Raw genomic sequence first — 20,374 nt, forward strand, 5'->3', positions numbered from 1 at the left:
TAAAAAGCAATGATGCAAAGTGTAGATATCGCCATCATCGGCGGAGGGATGGTTGGGTTGGCACTTGCTGCCGCGTTCAAAGACAGTGATCTGCGTGTCGCCGTTATTGAAGGTAAAGTGCCAGATGATTCGTTGAAAGAATTACCCGATGTTCGTGTGTCTGCGCTGAGCCGCTCTAGTGAGACGATTTTGCGTAAACTTGGTGCTTGGCAGGGCATAGAACAGCGCCGAGCTTCACCTTACCATGGCATGGAAGTATGGGAACAAGATAGCTTTGCCAGCATTGAATTTAATGCACAAAGTATGGCACAACCTGATTTAGGGCATATTGTTGAGAATCGTGTGATTCAACTTGCGCTGCTTGAACAAGTCCAAAAGCTCGATAACGTCACTATGTTTATGCCTGCACGTTGCGCGACTCTCGCGGTCGGTGAGCAAGAAAGCTGGCTGACGCTCGATAATGGCCAAGCCATGACCGCTAAATTAGTGGTCGGAGCCGATGGGGCGAATTCGTGGCTTCGCCATCAAATGGATATTCCATTAACGCATTGGGACTATGGTCATCATGCTTTGGTCGCGAATGTCAAAACTGCTATGCCACACAACAGCATTGCGCGCCAGATATTTACTCCTCACGGACCGTTGGCATTTTTGCCAATGTCGCAACCAGATATGTGCTCTATTGTTTGGTCCACGGAGCCAAATCGAGCAGAGCAGTTAGTGGCGATGAGTGAACATGATTTCAATAAAGCGTTGACGAGTGAGTTTGATGCTCGACTTGGTCTATGTGAAGTAGTGGGAGAGCGTGCTGCGTTTCCTTTGAAAATGCGCTATGCGCGAGATTTTGTCGTCGAGCGAGTCGCGCTGGTTGGTGATGCGGCCCATACCATTCACCCATTAGCGGGGCAGGGTGTGAATTTAGGTTTATTAGATGCGGCCAGTCTTGCTCAAGAGGTGTTAGCACTTTGGAAGCAGGGGCAAGATATCGGCAGTAAACGCAACCTAAGAAGCTACGAGCGTTGGCGAAAAGCGGAAGCGGCAAAGATGATCGCTACTATGCAAGGGTTTCGAGATTTGTTCTCTGGCGAGAACCCTGCTAAAAAGCTTGTTCGTGGCATTGGCTTGAGTTTAGCGGGGCAACTGCCGGGAGCGAAAGATGAGATCATGAAGCGCGCGCTTGGTTTAAAGGGACACTTGCCGGATCTGGCGCGTCAGTAAGTGCAAAGCAAACTTCAAATACACAAAAGGCTGGTTAATCCAGCCTTTGTTTTATCAACATTTTGCTAAGCATATGCGCATCGGAGTTTCATTATTTCTTGATTGATCTCTTTGACCGCTCGGAAATGGCGTTGCTCTGCTTTCTCCGGCAGTATTAACTTACCGTTATCAAACTCGAATCTACCGACCCCGTAAATATAAATTCTTCCTTTAAAAAGACGACTTATATGTTTAGCAATCATACTTGGTGTATAGCGCTTAAACAGTCTCATATTTACTTTCCTTTTATCTAACCTAGCCTAGGTATTCTACGTTCTGGACGCGAAAATTATTGTGACAGCAATAGTATTAAATACAGATGTAGGGTGTTGCGTCAGAGAATTGTGTTGTCTTAGACAATTTGACAGTGTCATCTCTTAAATAGCGTGAGGATTACCCCAAAAATAACCTCTCTAAAGGAACCCTTACGCCAATACACTCCTTTTTACGTGACGCATTAAGCAATAGTTTTGTTACAGAATTAAGAATAGAACGAAAACGGTTGTTTGCTAGTTGTTTCTATTAAGGTCGTGCCTCGCGCAACACACTTTGCGTTCTAACGATTAGAGGAAATGAAAGAGAAAAAGTTCCACGTAAAAAAAAGCCCGCTTCAGCGGGCGAATAGTCACAGATGCATTACACAAAAGTGGATAACTAACTGCATGAATGCTGTCACTCAGCTAGCTGACTCACTTTATATCGGTTAAGTGCTTGTTTGAAACTTAACCAACAAATTCAGCATATACGAGTTTTATCTTTGTGACTATTTATGTTTTATATGTGATTAAAAATTCTCATATCTATTTTTGTAGATATGATCGAGATCACGCAGTGATAGAAACACTACGTGTCATTGCATTGTTTTTAGACGATTAACGACAGATCTCAGCCACGGTCGGCTGGCACAATTGGATAAGATCTTGAATAGAAAGTGCCAGCCCAGCCATTCGATCGCCACTGCTGATTGTGACTTCCTGTTCTTCTAGTAAGCTAGGGTCGAACACGATTGGCATATGACGTTTGAGTAACAGAGGAGTGACAGTACCAATTTTGTAACCAGTGATGGACTCAACATCGGCTTGATCAACACAAGTCATCCGGCGACATTTCAGTAACGAGCGCACTTTTTTGGGATCAACGCTACGATCACCTGGTGCACAGGCGAGTGCATATTGATTACCCATGTCTCGTAGCAAGATTGCTTTCACCATTTGAGAGGGGCGAATGCCGCGTTGGTGCGCGGCATCCTCAATGGTGGTTGCTGGTCTTTGATGCGGTAACAGACGAAACGGAATGTGTTGGTCTGTGAGAAATTGCATCAAAGGAGTATTGATTGTATTACTCATCATCAAGACTGTAAGGCAGTGATTCGATTGTCCATTCACATTCTGGTTGCGCAACCAAACGAAGACGAGTGTCTTCATCGAGATTATTAGGCAGTACGATCAGGCCAATCGCGTGATTGTCACTGAACTGGTAGTGATTTAACAAAGCACCTACTGAACGCCAGTTTTCACCTACGCTGCGTTCGAGCTCAATTGGTTCGTCACTGAATGGAGCAGAAGTTGCACCTTTTACGATATACATCGCACGTTTATTGGTACCGCGATACTTCGCTCGTGCTACCGTTTCTTGTCCCGTGTAGCAGCCCTTTGTGAAGCTTATGCCTCCTAAAGCTTGCACGTTAAGTGCTTGTGGAATGTGAGCATTCTGCGCGGATGCAGAGACAAATGGTAGACCTGCCTCAATATCGAAACGATTCCAAAGCTCATTTGTCGTAAAGACAGCGTCGGTAGTTTCAACGATTTGCTGTGCTTCTGGCGCACTTAATATCAGTAACCAGCGATCTTGTGCAACTTGCACTGCTGTGCCACCGTCAACTGGGCGAACGCTGCCAGTTGTCTTGCTCATTGTTGAAATGAATTCGTCGGCTTTGACGCCAGCAACACCTAAGATAACGTCATCAGAAGCTTCAATCGTTACTTTAGAGAAAATGGCGTATTTCTTTATTTCATTAAGTTCTACGTCAATCGCCGATTTTGGTTGGATCATGCCGTAGCCATCATGATGATGGAAAAGGCGGAACACGCTCCACACTTTGCCTTTTGCATCACAATGTGCGCCCAGTGTTGATTGGTCTTGTTCTAAAGAAACAACATCGCAGGTAACCTGACCTTGTAAGTATGATTTTTTATCGACACCGATCATGGTGATCATGCCGAAGTTATCCAGCAGTGAGATAGATAACTCTGGAAGTGCGTCTTGAGTTGAGAGAGGTAATGCTGAAAAACGAGTTTGCCATTCCATAATTACAATGCCTTTTGAAGATATTTTTCCGCTATGTTATACCCAAATAACCTTGAGATACTAGGGGAGCGATTTACGAATCAACATTTGTCTGCTTTCACTATCGTATTGTGACCCGCACACTAGTGACGTAGCACATCCCTTGTTACACTCCGCACTAACAACAAGACATCTATGAAGGAATAGTGAATGTACACTCCGGAAGAAAAAGCGCGTATTAAATGGGCTTGTCGTCGAGGCATGCTTGAGCTTGACGTAGTAATTATGCCGTTTTTTGAAGAGTGCTTTGATACTCTGAGTGAACAAGAGCAGCGTGACTTTGTTTCTTTACTTGAATGCGATGATCCTGATCTGTTTACTTGGGTAATGGGGCATGGCCGTAGCGAAAATTTAGGTCATGCAGCAATGGTTGATAAAATTGTCGCCCATAACCTCAGCAAAGTTCGTTAATTTTACTGCTTCTCCCTCTCTGACTGCCCGAGTCTTCAATGTTGTACTTTTCTTATTGATGACTTGGGCTGTTATCCTCTCTAGCATTCCGCTCGTATTATCGACTTATTTGTTATTACTGATTGTGAAGGCTTTCTCAAACCAAAGTCTTGTTCAACCTACAAGTCATGGGCATTGGTATGTGCACTGCGATGGCTCGGTTAGGTTTGATGCCCTTGAGTATGGCGAATACTCGGAAGATATTGAGTCCGAAAAGGGTCATTTACAGCGAGTCGATACATCGGCATCACCATTCAAGATAACATTCCAATTGCAATCTGGCCGTAGTGTTACGATTTGGCGTGATAGCTGTGACGATGAGCAGTATCGTCAACTATCTTTGGTATTACGCCAATGGGAAATGAAACAGGGAGCTAATGCTCCCTGCTGATGTAATAGTTTACTTGGTAGAGTTAAAGCTGTTTAGCTGGAACCAAAATCGTTGGTCCGCTGTTTTCCAGTTGGTTCGGATAATCAAGCGTGTAGTGCAAACCTCGACTCTCTTTACGCTGCATCGCACAACGAACCATCAACTCTGCTACTTGTAAAAGGTTACGCAGTTCTAATAAGTTGTTCGACACTCGGAAATTGCTGTAGTACTCGTGTGTTTCTTGTTGCAACAGTTGGATACGGCGTAAGGCGCGCTCTAAACGCTTGTCAGTTCGCACAATGCCCATGTAGTCCCACATAAACAGACGAAGCTCGTGCCAGTTGTGCTGAATGATCACTTCTTCATCACTATTGGTTACTTTGCTTTCATCCCAACATGGCACCTGTGAAGGTAGCTCAACGTTAGTGTGATGTTTTAGAATATCTTTTGCCGCAGACCAAGCATAAACCACGCATTCGAGAAGTGAGTTTGATGCCATGCGGTTAGCACCATGCAGCCCAGTGTAGCTAACTTCACCAATCGCATACAAATTTTTCAGATCGGTGCAGCCATTTCTATCCACCATGACACCGCCACAAGTGTAGTGTGCAGCAGGTACGATTGGGATTGGCTCTTTAGTCATGTCAATGCCCAAGTCCATCAAACGCGAATAAATGGTTGGGAAGTGTTTCGTAATAAAGTCAGCAGGCTTATGGCTGATGTCGAGATACATACAGTCGGCACCTAAACGCTTCATTTCGAAGTCGATAGCACGAGCCACAACGTCACGCGGAGCAAGCTCTTTACGTTCATCGAAATCTGGCATAAAGCGAGAGCCATCTGGACGACGCAGGTAAGCACCTTCGCCACGCAACGCTTCAGTCAGCAAGAAGTTACGTGCTTCTGGGTGATATAAACACGTAGGGTGGAACTGGTTAAATTCCATATTCGCCACACGACACCCTGCACGCCAAGCAATCGCAATACCATCACCAGACGACACATCTGGGTTAGAGGTGTATTGATAAACCTTTGAAGCACCACCTGTAGCGAGAACCACAAATTTGGCTCGCACGGTTTCGACATGCTCTTCGTTGCGGTTCCAAATATAAGCACCGATAACTTTGTTTTTATCACCGCCAATTTTGTCTTCGGTGATTAAGTCCAGAGCATTGTGACGTTCGAGAACATGAATGTTTGGATGGTTATGAGCGTTATCTTGCAGGGAGGTTTGCATCGCCATACCTGTCGCATCTGCCGCGTGAAGAATACGACGACGGCTATGACCACCTTCACGAGTTAAGTGGTAGCGAGGTTCATCGTCAGAGTCATCTTCTTCACGATCAAATGGTACACCACCGTCAATCAACCACTGTACACACTCTTTTGAATGCTCAGCAATGAACCTTACGGTCTCCTCATCGCAAATACCATCCCCGGCGATTTGCGTGTCTTCAACGTGTGAATCAATGGTGTCTGACTCATCAAATACGGCAGCGATACCGCCTTGAGCATAGTAGGTCGCCCCTTCGCTGCGTGGTCCTTTACTCAGCACCATCACCTTACAGTGGTTAGCAACGCGCAAAGCCAACGACAAACCTGCCGCGCCACTCCCTACCACTAATACATCACACTCATGTTCACGATTTGTGTTCATATAACTTTTATAATCCCAAGCTAAGGTAACAAAGTTACCTTGTGTATTATTTGCACACCATGTGCATTCCATTATCGCGACATCTGTCGCTAAGGGCTAAGTTGGGAGACCTATCGACGTCCGTGTTACGGCGGTGACTGAGCCACTCTTCTTTTTCATGCAGAGCATGAGCATGCTTCCTAAGTTATAATTTGTAACGCGGTATTCAGATAGCCATTAGCCATGCAAATGAAAAGTAATAGTTTGTCAATGCCATTGCTTTTCCATGCTCGACCCAGCACAATCTGGGACAGAGATCATTCATTATACCCATTTCCCTCCAAGATGCTCGCTTGTCAAACTTAGACTAAAGTCAGGCAGCGGTGGTCATTTGGGTACAGACATCACACTGTGAAAAAACAATGACAAAAAACTTGAGAAACCATGGAACTTTCTCATTCACGTTAGGGTCACAATAGTGCTCAAGTAAGCAGTGGTGTCAATACTACGTTTTGCATAATTAGTACCCATATCTGAGAAGAGTAGGGGCATAACAAATAGGAGTATCCGCTCGAATGAACGAGCAGCTGACCGATCAAGTATTGATTGAGCGAGTTCAGAATGGCGATAAGCAAGCATTCAACCTGTTGGTAACAAAGTACCAGAATAAGGTATGTAATCTTATTTCCAGATACGTTAGTAATCCTGGCGATGTACCAGATGTAGCACAAGAAGCGTTTATTAAAGCTTACCGAGCTATCCCTAGCTTTCGTGGGGAAAGTGCGTTTTATACGTGGCTGTATCGCATTGCAGTGAATACTGCGAAAAATCACATTGTTGCTCAAGGGCGTAGACCTCCAGCGACAGATGTCGATGCTGAAGATGCTGAATTTTACGAAACAGGTAGTGCACTTAAAGAAATATCGAACCCTGAGAACTTAACGTTGTCCAAAGAATTGCAACGGGTGGTGTTCAGTGCAATCGAAGCTTTACCTGAAGATTTAAAAACCGCAATGACATTACGAGAGCTCGACGGCTTGAGTTATGAAGAAATTGCAGAAGTGATGGATTGCCCGGTAGGAACGGTACGATCGCGTATCTTCCGTGCTCGTGAGGCGGTGGAAAAGAAAATCAGACCTCTTTTGCAACGCTAGTACAAGTAATAACTATGGTGAAAATAATGGCTGACAAAGAAAAACTTTCAGCTCTCATGGATGGAGAATTGGTCGATAAGGCTTTAATTCAAGAGTTAGAGCAAGACCAAGAGAGCCGTGATGCTTGGCAGAACTATCACCTGATTGGTGATGTGATGCGAGGCGAAGCGCCAGCAAAACCTGAGTGGAATATTGCTGAAAGCGTGGCGTTAGCGTTAGAAGATGAACCTGCACACCGTGCGTTTGATTCGCACAGTGCAAATGTTATCTCAATTGCGGATACGCCAAAAGAGTCGCAACCAGAACCGCAAAAAGCAAAACGTCACTTGCCAGGTTGGTTGACGCAGTTTGGTCAAGTTGCTGTTGCTGCATGTGTATCGCTTGTTGTTATTTTAGGTGTACAGCAGTACGGTGGTAGCGATTCAATGTCGCCGCAAACAGATCAATTACCTGTATTGCAGACGGTTCCGTTTGCTGGCAGCGCAGAACCAGTGAGTTTGACTCGTGAGTCTGTAGAACGTTCTGTAGGCGAGGCAAATATGCAAGAGCAGCGCAAGCGTGTTCATGCTATGCTGCGAGACTACGAATTGCAGTTACGAATTAACAGTGATGCATCTCAACAAGATGCAAATCTGAATCCGGATATTGAATGAAAAAATTTCTGATCAGCGCTTGCGCTCTGTTCAGTATGATGTCTTCTCAAGCCTTTGCTGGTGATAAGCCAGCGGAGGCTTTATTGCATCAAATGAGCGAGGCGAGTAAGAATTTAAGTTACGAACTCTCTTATATCCTTATCAAAAAGAACAGCATTGAGCCGTTGCTGTATCGTCATGCCACGCATGGTGACGATCAATATGCTCATCTTGTCTACTTAAGTGGCCCAGTGCGTGAAGTGATTCGTCGCGGAACTGAAGTAAGTTATATCGAAACGGGTTTAGAACCGTTCACCATCGAGTCAGGTAAAATGGTCGCTCCGACTATGCCTATGCTCAACACCAATATCGATGAGCTAAACTTGTATTACGACTATGTAAAAGTGGGTAGAGCTCGTGAAGCTGGTGTGGCAACACAAGTGCTGCGTATTGTTCCTAAAGACGGTCTGCGCTATTCATACGTACTATGGATCGATGAAAAGAGTAAATTGCCGTTACGTGCCGACCTTGTGGACCGCGATGGTGAAATGCTTGAACAATATCGCACTATTTCTTACACGGTAAACCCAAAAATCGCAGAGTTAATGAGTGGCCTGCAAGATGTTCAATTACCTGCTGTTCTCACCATGCCAAAAGGCGATATTGGGACCAGTAATTGGCAGGTTGGTTGGATCCCTGAGGGTTTCGAGCCGAACGAGCTCAACCGCTATCGTATGGCCGTTACTAACCAAATGGTGGAGAGTCAGCTGTATTCTGATGGTCTGTTTAGTTTCTCTGTTTACGTAGCAAACAAAGATGAGCATTCGTTAAAAGGGCAGCTGGTTCGCCAAGGCAGAAGAACGCTACACAGTTTTGTGAGCGGTCAACATGAAATCTCCGTCGTAGGAGACATTCCACCGACCACAGCACAGCGTATCGCCCAATCTGTCACATTTAATGTAACAAAGAGTAAATAACAATGATGACCGCGTTGGCTACCGTGACAGACGTGTATCGTCGCGGCAAGCAATTCGAAATTGATTTAAGTTGCGAACAGCAGACCAGTTGCAGTAGTTGCTCTTCACAGAAAAGCTGTGGAACGGGCGTTGTTACTAAAGCCATTGGTAACAAGAGTTTATCTTGGCATCTGCGCACGGATAAATCGGTGAAAATAGGTCAAGTCGTCGAGATTGGTTTTCCTGAGTCAAGCCTAATAAAATCAGCAATGGCGGTTTATTTACTGCCATTGCTTGGTTTGATTATCGGTGCGATGTTTGGTCACTTCCTATTAGCGCCGCTGACAGCCGGCGGGGAAGGCATCATCATATTGGCATCGGTATTGTTTGCCGCTGGTGGAATGTGGATCGCAAAATGTGTTTCTCGTCCGTTAGAAGATGAATCCAAGCGCCAAGTTACCCTCGTTCGGGTACTTGGAGAGCCAATCCAGTAAGTGCTGTCCCCCTCCACTAAAGGTTATTTGGGTATGTACTTTAAATTACGTGCGCCCGTTAACGAAATTCGGTAGAATCTGCCAACTTGATTGAAATGCCGTCAGTAGATGGCGTTTCTTACTGTCCCTATTTGTAAAGAGTTAGTCACCCTAAATCTATGAAGCACATTCGTAACTTTTCGATTATCGCCCACATCGACCATGGTAAGTCGACCCTATCAGACCGTCTAATCCAAGTTTGTGGCGGGTTAACCGATCGTGAAATGGCCGCACAGGTTCTGGATTCTATGGATCTTGAACGTGAGCGTGGCATCACCATCAAATCTCAGAGTGTGACGCTAAACTACACCGCTAAAGACGGTGAGACGTATCAGCTGAACTTCATCGATACTCCGGGGCACGTTGACTTTGCATATGAAGTATCACGCTCTCTAGCGGCTTGTGAAGGTGCGCTATTGGTTGTGGATGCGGGTCAAGGTGTTGAAGCTCAAACACTGGCTAACTGTTACACCGCGATCGAAATGGATCTAGAGGTTGTGCCAATCTTGAACAAGATTGACCTACCAGCAGCCGATCCTGAGCGTGTAGCGGAAGAAATTGAAGAAATCGTTGGTATCGATGCAATGGAAGCAACCCGCTGTTCTGCGAAGACAGGCATTGGTGTTGATGACGTTCTAGAGAACATTGTGTCAGCGATTCCAGCACCGGAAGGTGATCCAGATGCGCCACTACAAGCGCTGATCATAGACTCATGGTTTGATAACTACCTTGGCGTTGTTTCTCTAGTGCGTATTAAAAACGGCGAACTGAAGAAGAACGATAAGATCAAAGTGATGAGTACGGGCCAAGTTTGGGGTGTAGACCGCCTTGGTATCTTTACGCCAAAACAAGTAGATACCGATACCCTTCGTACTGGTGAAGTAGGTTGGGTTGTTTGTGGTATCAAAGACATTCTTGGTGCCCCTGTTGGTGATACGCTGACTCTAGCGAAGAATGGTTGTGATAAACCGCTACCTGGCTTTAAGAAAGTTAAACCTCAGGTTTACGCAGGTCTGTTCCCTGTATCTTCCGACGATTACGAAAACTTCCGTGACGCACTAGGCAAACTAAGCCTTAACGACGCATCGCTATTCTACGAGCCAGAAAACTCTGCGGCACTTGGCTTTGGTTTCCGTTGTGGTTTCCTTGGCATGTTGCACATGGAAATCATCCAAGAGCGTCTAGAGCGTGAATACGACTTGGATCTTATTACCACAGCACCAACGGTAGTTTACGAAGTTGAGAAGACAGATGGCGATCTGCTGTATGTTGATAGCCCAGCAAAACTACCAGCGATCAATGACATTGAAGAAATTCGTGAACCGATTGCACGTTGTAATATCCTTGTGCCTTCAGAGTACCTAGGTAACGTAATCACTCTGTGTGTTGAAAAGCGAGGCAGTCAAGTTGATATGGTTTACCACGGTAACCAAGTCGCTGTGACTTACGATATTCCAATGGCTGAAGTGGTACTGGATTTCTTCGATCGTCTGAAATCAACATCACGCGGTTACGCATCTTTGGATTACAACTTCCAGCGTTTTGAAGCTTCGAACATGGTACGTGTAGACGTTCTTCTTAACGGTGACACTGTTGATGCATTGGCGATGATCACACACAAAGATCAGTCTCAGACTCGCGGTCGTCAGTTGGTAGAGAAGATGAAAGAATTCATCCCTCGCCAAATGTTTGATATCGCAATCCAAGCGGCAATTGGTAACCACATTATCGCTCGTTCAACGGTAAAACAGTTGCGTAAGAACGTTATTGCGAAATGTTACGGCGGTGACGTAAGTCGTAAGAAGAAACTTCTGAAGAAACAGAAAGAAGGTAAGAAACGCATGAAGCAGATCGGTAACGTTGAGCTGCCTCAAGAAGCGTTCCTAGCCATCCTTCACGTAGGTAAAGACTAAAGTTGAACTTTGTCTCACACTTGTCGGTCTTAAGACGTTAGATATTAAAATAAGTGAAAGGGTTTCGGCTCTTTCACTTTCGTATTTTTAGATAAGGGAATTTAATGGCGAATACATTCTCACTGATGTTGGTTATTGCGACTTTGGTAACTGGCGTGGTTTGGCTATTGGAAAAGCTGGTTTTCGCGAAAAAGCGTCAGGAAAAACTGGCTGAGATTCAAGCTCAGACGTCTAATGGTTTGGATGCAGTGACCTTGCAAAAAGTTGAGCGTCAGCCTTGGTGGGTTGAAAATAGCGTCTCTATTTTCCCTGTGATCGCGTTCGTTTTAGTATTACGTTCTTTTATCTACGAACCATTTCAAATCCCATCAGGCTCAATGATGCCTACCTTGCTGGTTGGCGATTTCATTTTAGTTGAGAAGTACGCGTACGGTCTAAAAGACCCAGTATGGCGTACTCAGCTAGTGGAAACTGGTAAGCCTGAGCGTGGTGATATCGTGGTCTTCAAATACCCACCACAACCAAGTGTGGACTACATTAAGCGTGTAGTTGGTTTACCTGGTGATATCGTGCGTTATTCAAGTGATAAGCAGCTTTGCGTGCAAAGCCAAGGCGAATCGGCATGTAAGCCAGTTAAACTGAGCAATGTTGAAGAAAGTCAGTTTAGCTCGAACGGTATTCCAATGATCCAACTGGATGAGAAATTGGGTAACGTTGAGCACAATATTTTGGTTAACCCTCTTGTGCGTAACCGCGTGGAGCAATATTTCCCACGCAGCGGCACGACAGAGTGGGTTGTACCACAAGGTCAGTATTTTGTGATGGGTGATAACCGTGACAACAGTGCTGACAGCCGTTACTGGGGCTTTGTTCCAGAAGCAAACTTAGTCGGTAAAGCTGTCGCGATCTGGATCAGCTTCGAGTTTGATCGTGGCGCAGATAGTGTTCTACCTTCATGGATTCCAACTGGTGTGCGTTTTAACCGCATCGGTGGCATTCACTAACCATTCAAATATCGAGAGAGTATGAATTCTCCAATTGATAAACTAGAGAGAAAGCTCGGCTACCAGTTTCAAGATGCCGGGCTTATCAATTTGGCGCTGACGCACCGCAGCGCCAACAGTAAGCACAATGAACGTCTTGAGTTTCTGGGCGATTCAATTTTAAGTTTTGTCATCGCTGATGATCTGTACCATCGTTTCCCAAAAGTGAACGAAGGTGACATGAGCCGCATGCGTGCTACTTTGGTTCGCGGACATACATTGGCGGAACTGGGTCGTGAATTCGATCTAGGAGATTATTTAAAATTAGGTCCAGGTGAATTGAAGAGTGGCGGTTTTCGCCGAGACTCTATTTTAGCCGATGCGGTTGAAGCCATTATTGGCGCAATTTACCTAGACAGTGATCTTGAAGTTGTGCGAGGCATTGTACTGAGTTGGTATCAGTCACGCCTTGAAGCCATTAAACCAGGCGTTTCACAGAAAGATCCGAAAACTCGCCTACAAGAGTTCCTACAAGGCAGAAGAAAACCGCTGCCTGTCTACACAGTGACTAATATTAAAGGTGAAGCGCACAACCAAGAGTTCACGGTTGAGTGCGAAGTAGCAGGTGTGGATAAGCCTGTAATCGGTAAAGGCACCAGCCGCCGCAAGGCAGAACAAGCGGCTGCTGAAACAGCACTTGAGCAATTAACAAATGGCTGATAACGAATTCGATATCGATGCGTTTTTCGCATCACAAGGTGAGCCAAGCTCGCCAGAAAACCAACACTGTGGCTTTATTGCTATTGTTGGTCGTCCAAACGTAGGTAAGTCGACACTTTTGAACAAGATTTTGGGTCAGAAGATTTCGATCACCTCTCGTAAGCCGCAAACGACACGCCACCGTATTATGGGTGTGGATACGGACGGCGATTACCAAGCGATTTACGTCGACACGCCTGGACTTCACATTGAAGAAAAGCGTGCGATCAACCGTTTGATGAACCGTGCAGCTAACTCGTCATTGAGTGATGTAAACCTTGTGTTCTTCTTAGTCGATGGTACGCATTGGACTAAAGACGATGAGATGGTGCTGACCAAACTTCAAAAATCGAACTTCCCAGTTGTGCTTTGTGTAAACAAAGTCGACAACGTACAAGATCGTAACGACGTGATGCTACACATGGCGGAGATGTCGAAGAAGATGGACTTCGTGGATGTTGTGCCAATCTCTGCCAAGCAAGGTAAGAACATTGACGTACTGCGTAAGCACGTGCGTAATCACTTACCTAAAGCAACGCATCACTTCCCAGAAGAATACGTGACTGACCGTTCTCAGCGTTTTATGGCGTCTGAGATTGTGCGTGAAAAGCTGATGCGCTTTACTGGTGAAGAGCTGCCATACTCAGTAACGGTTGAAATTGAACGTTTTGATTACAACCCCGAAACCGACGGTTTCCACATCAATGCCTTGATTCTTGTTGAGCGTAATGGTCAGAAGAAAATGGTGATTGGCAAAGGCGGCGAGAAGATTAAAACCATTGGTCGCGAAGCGCGTTTGGATATGGAAGAATTGTTCGGTCGTAAAGTTTACCTAGAAACCTGGGTAAAAGTGAAATCTGGCTGGGCAGACGACGAACGAGCGTTGCGTTCGTTGGGTTATATAGACGATTTATAATCTTGGCTGCGAAGGTGCTTCGCTCCAACATCGATGAAAAATCAGTATCGATTAAAATAAGGAGCCGCTCGGCTCCTTATTTTTTATTTCACACTTTTTAGGCACAATGACTTAGATGAGTAATCTGTCTTCCGAAGGTTTACAGCGCTGTTTTGTATTGCACCGACGCCCTTACAGTGAATCGAGCTTAATCCTTGATGTATTTAGTGAGGAATATGGCCGAATGACTTTAATGGCCAAAGGCGCGCGCAGTAAGCGTTCGAACTTAAAAGGCGCATTGCAACCTTTTACCCCGCTATTACTTAAATGGTCGGGGAAAGGCTCGATGAAAACTTTGCGTCAAGCCGAGCCGATAAGTCTAGGTTTGCCGTTAACGGGCATTAATCTCTACTCAGCCATGTACGTCAATGAACTGATTGGCCGTATTTTGATGGCTGAAGTGCCGATGCCAGCACTATTTCATGATTATTTGCATGCGTTAACCGAGTTGGCGCACAACGAGAACCCTGAGCCTGCACTGCGTCGTTTTGAGTTAGCCTTGCTGTCTGCTATGGGGTATGGCGTGGATTTTTTGCATTGTGCAGGTACCGGCGAGCCCGTCGACCCAGAAATGACCTATCGTTACCGGGAACAGAAAGGGTTTATTGCTTCGGTTAGGCGCGATAACCTCACGTTTTTAGGGAATGAACTGATTGCTATCAGTGAGCGGCGGTTCGTCACTAAAGAGCAGCTAAAAGCGGCAAAACGCTTTACACGTATAGCCTTAAAGCCGTATCTTGGCGGCAAACCTTTAAAAAGTCGTGAATTTTTCATTCAGACCCCCAGAGCACGGAGTAACGGAAAATGAGCTCAATTTATTTAGGCGTCAATATCGACCATATTGCCACTCTACGTAATGCACGTGGTACAAAATACCCAGATCCTGTTCACGCTGCTGAAATTGCTGAGCGTGCAGGCGCGGACGGTATCACTATCCACTTACGTGAAGACCGTCGCCATATTTTGGATCGTGATGTACGTATTCTGCGTGAAACCATTCAAACGCGTATGAATCTAGAGATGGCAGTGACGGACGAAATGGTTGAGATTGCGCTGCAAACTAAACCAGAGTTTGTGTGTTTAGTGCCTGAAAAGCGTGAAGAACTGACGACGGAAGGTGGCTTAGATGTAGTAGGGCAGCTTGAAAAAATTAAAGCTGCGACGAAAAAGCTGACAGATGCAGGCATCAAAGTTTCGCTCTTTATTGATGCTGACCGTCAACAGATTGAAGCTGCGAAAAAGTGTGGCGCTCCGTTTATTGAGCTACATACTGGCCATTATGCAGATGCGACGACAGAAGACGAGCAACAAGCTGAACTGAAGAAGATTGCCGCTGGTGCTAGTTATGCACATGATCTAGGTATTATTGTTAATGCCGGGCATGGCCTGACTTATCACAATGTCGCACCAATTGCTGCATTACCAGAAATTTACGAACTCAACATTGGTCACTCAATCATTGGTCGCGCGGTATTTGATGGTTTAAATAAAGCGGTTGCTGACATGAAAGCATTGATGATTGAGGCTCGCCAGTCATAGGGCTATCTAGATGGCGATTATAGGGTTAGGGACCGACATTGCAGAAATTGAGCGTATTGAAAAAGCGTTAGCTCGTAGTGGTGAACCTTTTGCTCAGCGGATTCTTTCAGAAGAAGAAATGGCCAAATTCTCACAGCTTAAGCTGCAAGGTCGTTATCTTGCTAAGCGCTTTGCTGTTAAAGAAGCTGCCTCAAAAGCATTGGGGACAGGGATCGCAAAAGGGGTCACGTTTCACGACTTTTCCATCTCGAACGATGAGCTTGGAAAACCAGTACTCGCATTGACGGGCACAGCCAAGCAAATAGCGGATGCGATGGGTGTTAACCACATTCACCTGTCCATTTCCGATGAGCGTCATTACGCTGTGGCGACGGTCATTTTTGAATCCTAGCTTGTAAGTCTTAAACAAAATACTAAAAAGCCAGAGCATTTGCTCTGGCTTTTGTTTCTCTTCAATAGATCACTGTTCAAGGTATAACTTTGCGGTTGTTGTTACTTTAATCATTTCATCTTGCAGCTCGAACATTTCAGGCTCAACCTCCTCAAGACTGATCCCTGAGCGCAGTGCTTGCTCAAGCGTCGCACAGAGTGATTTCAGCCTTGGAACGCCACAATATGAACTACTGCCGTGCAGCTTATGGATGACATGAATTAGGTCATCACGAGAGATATCTTCTTGCTCCAGAGCTTGGTCAACGACTGCTTCTACTTCAGGGATGAACTCAATCAACATGCGTAGCATGTCTTTAGCGAGATCCTCTTTATTCGCGCTCTGTTTCAAGGCTGCTTGCCAATCAATAATCACATCCTGCTGAGGCGAAGAAACGGATTGTGGTGCGCTTCCTTCAGGTTCATCAACGTATGAAGGGGCGACTTTGCCAATGCTCTCTGTACAAGCATTTGGGTTCCAGTGAACCAAAACCTGTTGTAGCACATGCTCTTCAATAGGTTTGGTCAAGTAGTCATCCATTCCTGCCGAGAGCAAGCGGTCTCGTTCCCCTGCCATGGCATGTGCCGTTACCGCAATCACTGGCGTGTCTTTATTTAGCTCCAACTCTTTAATGTGCTTACAAGCGGTCACCCCATCCATTTGTGGCATTTGAATATCCATGAAGATTAAATCGTACTTTTTCTCTGTCGCCAGGTTCACCGCTTGCTGGCCATTGCTACAGGCGGTGACGGTTTCTACTCGTTCGCGGAGCAGTGCAGAGATCAGCTTCAAGTTTGCAGGGTTGTCATCCACTGCTAGTACAGTGAGAGGTAAACGGTCCCCTTCGCTTGGCGTAATTGGAGCGCTTAATACCGGTGGCGATTCTACATGTTCGCTAATCAGGCTTTGTAGCAACTTACGGCGAGACAATGGTTTCGTCAGGCACTGGACGTGATGCTCTGTCATTATTTGGTCCGCAAGCGCCAATTCGGTACTCGGTGTCCCTAGGAGAACACTCGGAGCCATGCGTTTCGCTTGTTCTATCCAAGGTGTAATAACTTCCGCATCGTGAGTCTGGTTGGCCGCTAAATTCAACAGTACATAATCATATTGTTCTTCGTTGTTTGGTAGCGAAGAGCGGTAGGTTACTAAAATACCCTCCTGACTTAGAATCTGTTGGGTTACGGACGCGGCTTGCATGTTTGGTTCAATCAGCAGTAACTGCTTCCCAGTCAGAAGTTCCACTTCAATCAGTTCGCTCATTGGCATCTCGGTTGAGTGCAAGCGCACCGTAAACCAGAAGGTTGAACCTTGGTGTAGACGGCTGGTTAAACTGATTTCGCCGCCCATCTGGCTCACCAGTTTCTGAGTGATAACCAGACCAAGACCAGTACCGCCGTAACGACGTGAAATACTTGCATCTGCTTGGCTAAAGGCTTGGAACAACTGCGCTTGCTGACGCTCAGAGATACCAATACCGGTATCACGCACCATGAATTGCAGTTCGACGGAGTCTCCTGATTGAGAGCGCATTTCTACGCTAACATCAATGTTGCCTCGCTCGGTAAACTTGATTGAGTTACCGACTAAGTTCGTCAAAATTTGCTGGATACGTAGTGGATCCCCAACTAAACCTGGTGGAATTTTAGGGTCCACTTTTAGGGTGATTTCTAACCCTTTCTCATGTGCACTTGTGGCTTGTAGGTTAATTACCTCTTCTAAGCTTTCTCGGAAATCAAAAGGAATGTTTTCGAGTGCCAGCTTACCCGCTTCAAGTTTCGAGAAGTCGAGAATGTCATTGATGATATTCAGCAGGTTGTTCGCCGATTTCTCAATCGTCTGTAGGTAATCCGTTTGGCTGTTAGAAAGCTGCGTTTTAAGCATTTGACGAGTAAAGCCAATCACCCCATTGAGCGGAGTACGCAGCTCGTGCGACATGTTCGCCAAGAACTCTGACTTAACCCTGGCCGCTTCTTGCGCGCGTTTCTTCGCGATATCCAACTCAACGTTCTGAATTTCTAGCTGCTCAAGCGTTTCACGTAAGTCGGACGTGGCTTGGTCTATACTGTGCTGCATCTCCACGTGATATTCTGATAACGATACCGCCATGGCGTTGATGCCATTTTTTAGCTGGTCTAACTCACCGTGCATTTTGCCTTCGATACGCACATCCAGATGACCACGGCGAATGCGGTCAACGACATTCTTCATGTGGGTGATAGGTTGGGTCACATCGTGCATTAGACGTGAAGCAAACACACTTGCTAAGCCAAGACCGAGAACCAGAACTAAAAAAGCAGAGAAGACTTCTTGATACTGTTGCAGCCTCAAGGAGGAGAGATCTAACTCGACGGCGATGTAACCAATCGCTTTTGTGCCTTGGCTTTCGTTCGACAACTCCGCTAAGTAGTGACCTTCTGACAAAATGGGGACACGCAATATCAGTGAGTTTTCGTAGATTTCCGAATTACCCAGTTGCGGGATCGGTTTATCTTTGGGAAACATCAAGGCTTCAAAATTAGGATGAAAGTTAGAGGTCACAAAGAGCTCATGATGTTCATCAAATACCGCGATACTACGAACCAGTTTGGAGTTTTTGCGGTGCGCGTAGCTTATCAAGCGACGTACCGCCTCTCGGCTTTCTGATAGTAGATGCGTTTCACTGGCAATCGCCAGCGGCTCAATAATGCTGTTACCAGTGGTGATAACTTGTTTCTCAAGGTCTTGGTAGCGGTTAAATGAGAAAAAGCCGCTCAGTAATAAACCAATAATGAGAGTGGGAGCGAGAGTTAGTGTAATTACACGTGCTCGTAAGCCATATCTGGTCATGTTATCTAATTACATCGGAGTCTGGATATGGGAAAATAACGCATTATTTCTCAAGCGCACGATAAAGCCTTGAGCAAAGAAGTGACGTCACCGAATAAACGGTAAGCATAATCAAGTCACTCGAATCACACAACGGCTGCAATCAAGAATAGTGAAGCCGAAGAGCAATTACACATAAATCAGGCATAGAGCATGGCACGCATCTTTCAACCGAAAAAGAAAACCCAACTCAATACTCGGCACCAAGCAGTGCAAGTAGAGCGTTTAGATCACCACGGCGCAGGCATTGCTTACCTCAAAAAGAAGCCATTGTTTATTGATGGAGCACTGCCGGGTGAGGAGGTGGTCACTCAATTGGTGGAAGAAAAGAGCAAATACGCTCGCGGTAAGTTGATTAAAATCCTTAAGCCGAGTGAAGCTCGTGTGGAGCCATTTTGCCCACATTATCATGAGTGCGGTGGCTGTGATTTGCAGCATCTAGATTATGACCAACAATTGACGTACAAACAGCAAACGTTGCGTCAGCTAATGCGAAAATTTTCAGGCAGTGACATTGAACTAGATGCCCCGTTATTGGGATATTCGCAGGCCTACCGTCGCCGTGCGAGAGTGAGCTTGTTTGTTGATAAAAAAACACGTCAGCTACATTTTGGTTTCCGTAAAAAGCAGAGTAAGCAAATTGCGCAAGTGACCGATTGCCCAGTGCTGGCACCGGAACTGAATGTTTTGCTGCCAGAGATTTACTCAGCCCTAAAAGCGTTCAAAAAGCCGGAACAATTAGGTCATGTAGAGCTGGTACTTGGTGATAATGGGCCGTGTATTACGCTGCGCCACTTGAGCGCTCTGACAACGAGTGAAACTCAATCTCTAACGGAGTTGGCAAAACGTCATGGCGCATCGTTGTACTTAATGCCATCGACAGAACAATTAGACCTTATCGAAGGCGATATGCCTTTTTATCAAGAAGTTGGAGTGAAAATCCCTTTTGCACCAAATAACTTTATTCAAGTAAACCAAGGTGTAAACCAACAAATGGTCAAACAAGCGGTTGAGTGGTTAGACCCACAAAAGAGTGACCGAGTGTTAGATTTGTTCTGTGGTTTAGGCAACTTTAGTTTACCAGTTGCGAAATTAGCTAAGTACGTGGTTGGAGTAGAGGGTGTTGCAGAGATGGTAGAAAAAGCCACAAACAATGCATCTTTGAACCAAATCAATAACGCGCAATTTTATCACGCTAACCTTGAGCAAGATTTTGAAGGCCAAGCCTGGGCCGCAGAGCGGTTTGATAAAGTATTATTAGACCCGGCACGCGCGGGAGCGAGTGGGATCATCGATCAAGTTTCTGAGCTTGGCGCACAGCGTGTAGTTTATGTTTCTTGTAATCCTGCTACCCTTGCTAGGGATAGTCAAAGCTTGATAGAGCAAGGCTATAAATTAACGAAATTAGGTATGCTGGACATGTTCCCTCATACCAGTCATCTAGAATCGATGGCATTGTTTGAAAAGTCCTAACTTTAGGACTTTGACCCCTTATTTGTGGTGGGTGGTCATAAAGCCAGCGTGTACGCGCGGTAAAAAGAACTAACCTGGACGGTGTTAGTCAAACCACACGAATATAATAATTAGGATGAT

The 20,374-nt window shown here is 45.6% G+C and carries 20 protein-coding genes; 15 read left to right on the forward strand and 5 right to left on the reverse strand.

Translation table 11 applies throughout. From position 1 onward, the window contains the following. Window positions 1–9: 9 nt before the first annotated feature. On the forward strand, window positions 10–1,218 hold the full coding sequence (locus R7044_RS13030) for an FAD-dependent 2-octaprenylphenol hydroxylase (protein WP_033907445.1): 1,209 nt from the start codon (window positions 10–12) through the stop codon (window positions 1,216–1,218). 65 nt (window positions 1,219–1,283) lie between these two features. Here R7044_RS13030 and R7044_RS13035 read toward each other — a convergent pair whose 3' ends face one another. The 3 genes from R7044_RS13035 to ygfZ all read right to left on the reverse strand — a co-directional run bounded on the left by R7044_RS13035 (window position 1,284) and on the right by ygfZ (window position 3,564). Continuing rightward, window positions 1,284–1,490 (reverse strand): DUF1107 domain-containing protein, encoded by a 207-nt coding sequence (locus tag R7044_RS13035; protein ID WP_005380970.1) that lies wholly within the window; start codon window positions 1,488–1,490, stop codon window positions 1,284–1,286. A 639-nt stretch (window positions 1,491–2,129) separates the two neighbouring features. After that, the gene (locus tag R7044_RS13040; protein ID WP_005384562.1) at window positions 2,130–2,603 is read right to left on the reverse strand and encodes an aminoacyl-tRNA deacylase; all 474 of its coding nucleotides are present in this window, start codon (window positions 2,601–2,603) and stop codon (window positions 2,130–2,132) included. Continuing rightward, window positions 2,596–3,564 (reverse strand): tRNA-modifying protein YgfZ, encoded by a 969-nt coding sequence (gene ygfZ / locus R7044_RS13045; protein WP_054579066.1) that lies wholly within the window; start codon window positions 3,562–3,564, stop codon window positions 2,596–2,598. The genes R7044_RS13040 and ygfZ overlap by 8 nt, the downstream gene beginning before the upstream one ends. Before the next feature lie 189 nt (window positions 3,565–3,753). Here ygfZ and R7044_RS13050 point away from each other — a divergent pair, with 189 nt between their 5' ends. Beyond that, window positions 3,754–4,014: a succinate dehydrogenase assembly factor 2 gene (locus R7044_RS13050; RefSeq protein WP_005380951.1), complete on the forward strand. Its 261-nt coding sequence runs from the start codon at window positions 3,754–3,756 to the stop codon at window positions 4,012–4,014. Then, window positions 3,983–4,444, forward strand: a complete 462-nt coding sequence (locus tag R7044_RS13055) for a protein YgfX (protein ID WP_225455622.1) — start codon at window positions 3,983–3,985, stop codon at window positions 4,442–4,444. Before R7044_RS13050 ends, R7044_RS13055 begins: the two co-directional genes overlap by 32 nt. 22 nt (window positions 4,445–4,466) lie before the next feature. Here the strand turns inward: R7044_RS13055 and nadB are convergent, their stop codons facing one another. Beyond that, window positions 4,467–6,080 (reverse strand): L-aspartate oxidase, encoded by a 1,614-nt coding sequence (gene nadB, locus R7044_RS13060; protein WP_005380947.1) that lies wholly within the window; start codon window positions 6,078–6,080, stop codon window positions 4,467–4,469. Window positions 6,081–6,634: 554 nt separating this feature from the next. On the opposite strand from nadB, the gene rpoE reads away from it, so the two are divergent. The 11 genes from rpoE to acpS all read left to right on the forward strand — a co-directional run bounded on the left by rpoE (window position 6,635) and on the right by acpS (window position 15,874). Next, on the forward strand, window positions 6,635–7,213 hold the full coding sequence (rpoE, locus tag R7044_RS13065; protein WP_005380946.1) for an RNA polymerase sigma factor RpoE: 579 nt from the start codon (window positions 6,635–6,637) through the stop codon (window positions 7,211–7,213). A gap of 26 nt (window positions 7,214–7,239) precedes the next feature. Continuing rightward, the gene (locus tag R7044_RS13070; protein WP_033907443.1) at window positions 7,240–7,866 is read left to right on the forward strand and encodes a sigma-E factor negative regulatory protein; all 627 of its coding nucleotides are present in this window, start codon (window positions 7,240–7,242) and stop codon (window positions 7,864–7,866) included. After that, window positions 7,863–8,822, forward strand: a complete 960-nt coding sequence (gene rseB / locus R7044_RS13075) for a sigma-E factor regulatory protein RseB (protein WP_005380941.1) — start codon at window positions 7,863–7,865, stop codon at window positions 8,820–8,822. The genes R7044_RS13070 and rseB overlap by 4 nt, the downstream gene beginning before the upstream one ends. A gap of 2 nt (window positions 8,823–8,824) precedes the next feature. Next, complete coding sequence (locus R7044_RS13080; RefSeq protein ID WP_225455623.1) at window positions 8,825–9,295, forward strand: SoxR reducing system RseC family protein; 471 nt, start codon at window positions 8,825–8,827, stop codon at window positions 9,293–9,295. Between the two features lie 158 nt (window positions 9,296–9,453). Continuing rightward, complete coding sequence (gene lepA, locus R7044_RS13085; RefSeq protein WP_005380934.1) at window positions 9,454–11,247, forward strand: translation elongation factor 4; 1,794 nt, start codon at window positions 9,454–9,456, stop codon at window positions 11,245–11,247. Between the two features lie 104 nt (window positions 11,248–11,351). Further along, window positions 11,352–12,251, forward strand: coding sequence for a signal peptidase I (lepB, locus tag R7044_RS13090; RefSeq protein ID WP_005380933.1), 900 nt, complete (start codon window positions 11,352–11,354; stop codon window positions 12,249–12,251). A 21-nt stretch (window positions 12,252–12,272) separates the two neighbouring features. Continuing rightward, window positions 12,273–12,950, forward strand: coding sequence for a ribonuclease III (gene rnc / locus R7044_RS13095; protein ID WP_005380932.1), 678 nt, complete (start codon window positions 12,273–12,275; stop codon window positions 12,948–12,950). Then, window positions 12,943–13,905 (forward strand): GTPase Era, encoded by a 963-nt coding sequence (gene era / locus R7044_RS13100; RefSeq protein WP_005380931.1) that lies wholly within the window; start codon window positions 12,943–12,945, stop codon window positions 13,903–13,905. Before rnc ends, era begins: the two co-directional genes overlap by 8 nt. 115 nt (window positions 13,906–14,020) lie before the next feature. Then, window positions 14,021–14,752 carry a DNA repair protein RecO gene (gene recO, locus R7044_RS13105; RefSeq protein ID WP_005384578.1) on the forward strand — a complete coding sequence of 244 codons (732 nt, stop codon included), beginning with the start codon at window positions 14,021–14,023 and terminating at the stop codon, window positions 14,750–14,752. Then, on the forward strand, window positions 14,749–15,483 hold the full coding sequence (gene pdxJ, locus R7044_RS13110) for a pyridoxine 5'-phosphate synthase (protein WP_005384579.1): 735 nt from the start codon (window positions 14,749–14,751) through the stop codon (window positions 15,481–15,483). The genes recO and pdxJ overlap by 4 nt, the downstream gene beginning before the upstream one ends. Window positions 15,484–15,493: 10 nt before the next feature. After that, a complete protein-coding gene (acpS, locus tag R7044_RS13115; protein ID WP_005380927.1) occupies window positions 15,494–15,874 on the forward strand; it encodes a holo-ACP synthase in 381 nt (126 codons plus the stop codon). A gap of 69 nt (window positions 15,875–15,943) precedes the next feature. Here the strand turns inward: acpS and barA are convergent, their stop codons facing one another. After that, window positions 15,944–18,742: a two-component sensor histidine kinase BarA gene (barA, locus tag R7044_RS13120; RefSeq protein ID WP_033907441.1), complete on the reverse strand. Its 2,799-nt coding sequence runs from the start codon at window positions 18,740–18,742 to the stop codon at window positions 15,944–15,946. Between the two features lie 192 nt (window positions 18,743–18,934). On the opposite strand from barA, the gene rlmD reads away from it, so the two are divergent. After that, entirely contained in the window at window positions 18,935–20,254 is a 1,320-nt protein-coding gene (rlmD, locus tag R7044_RS13125; protein WP_025768846.1) for a 23S rRNA (uracil(1939)-C(5))-methyltransferase RlmD, read from the forward strand. Window positions 20,255–20,374 lie beyond the last annotated feature (120 nt).

The sequence above is a fragment of the Vibrio sp. 1402 genome (assembly GCF_033340275.1).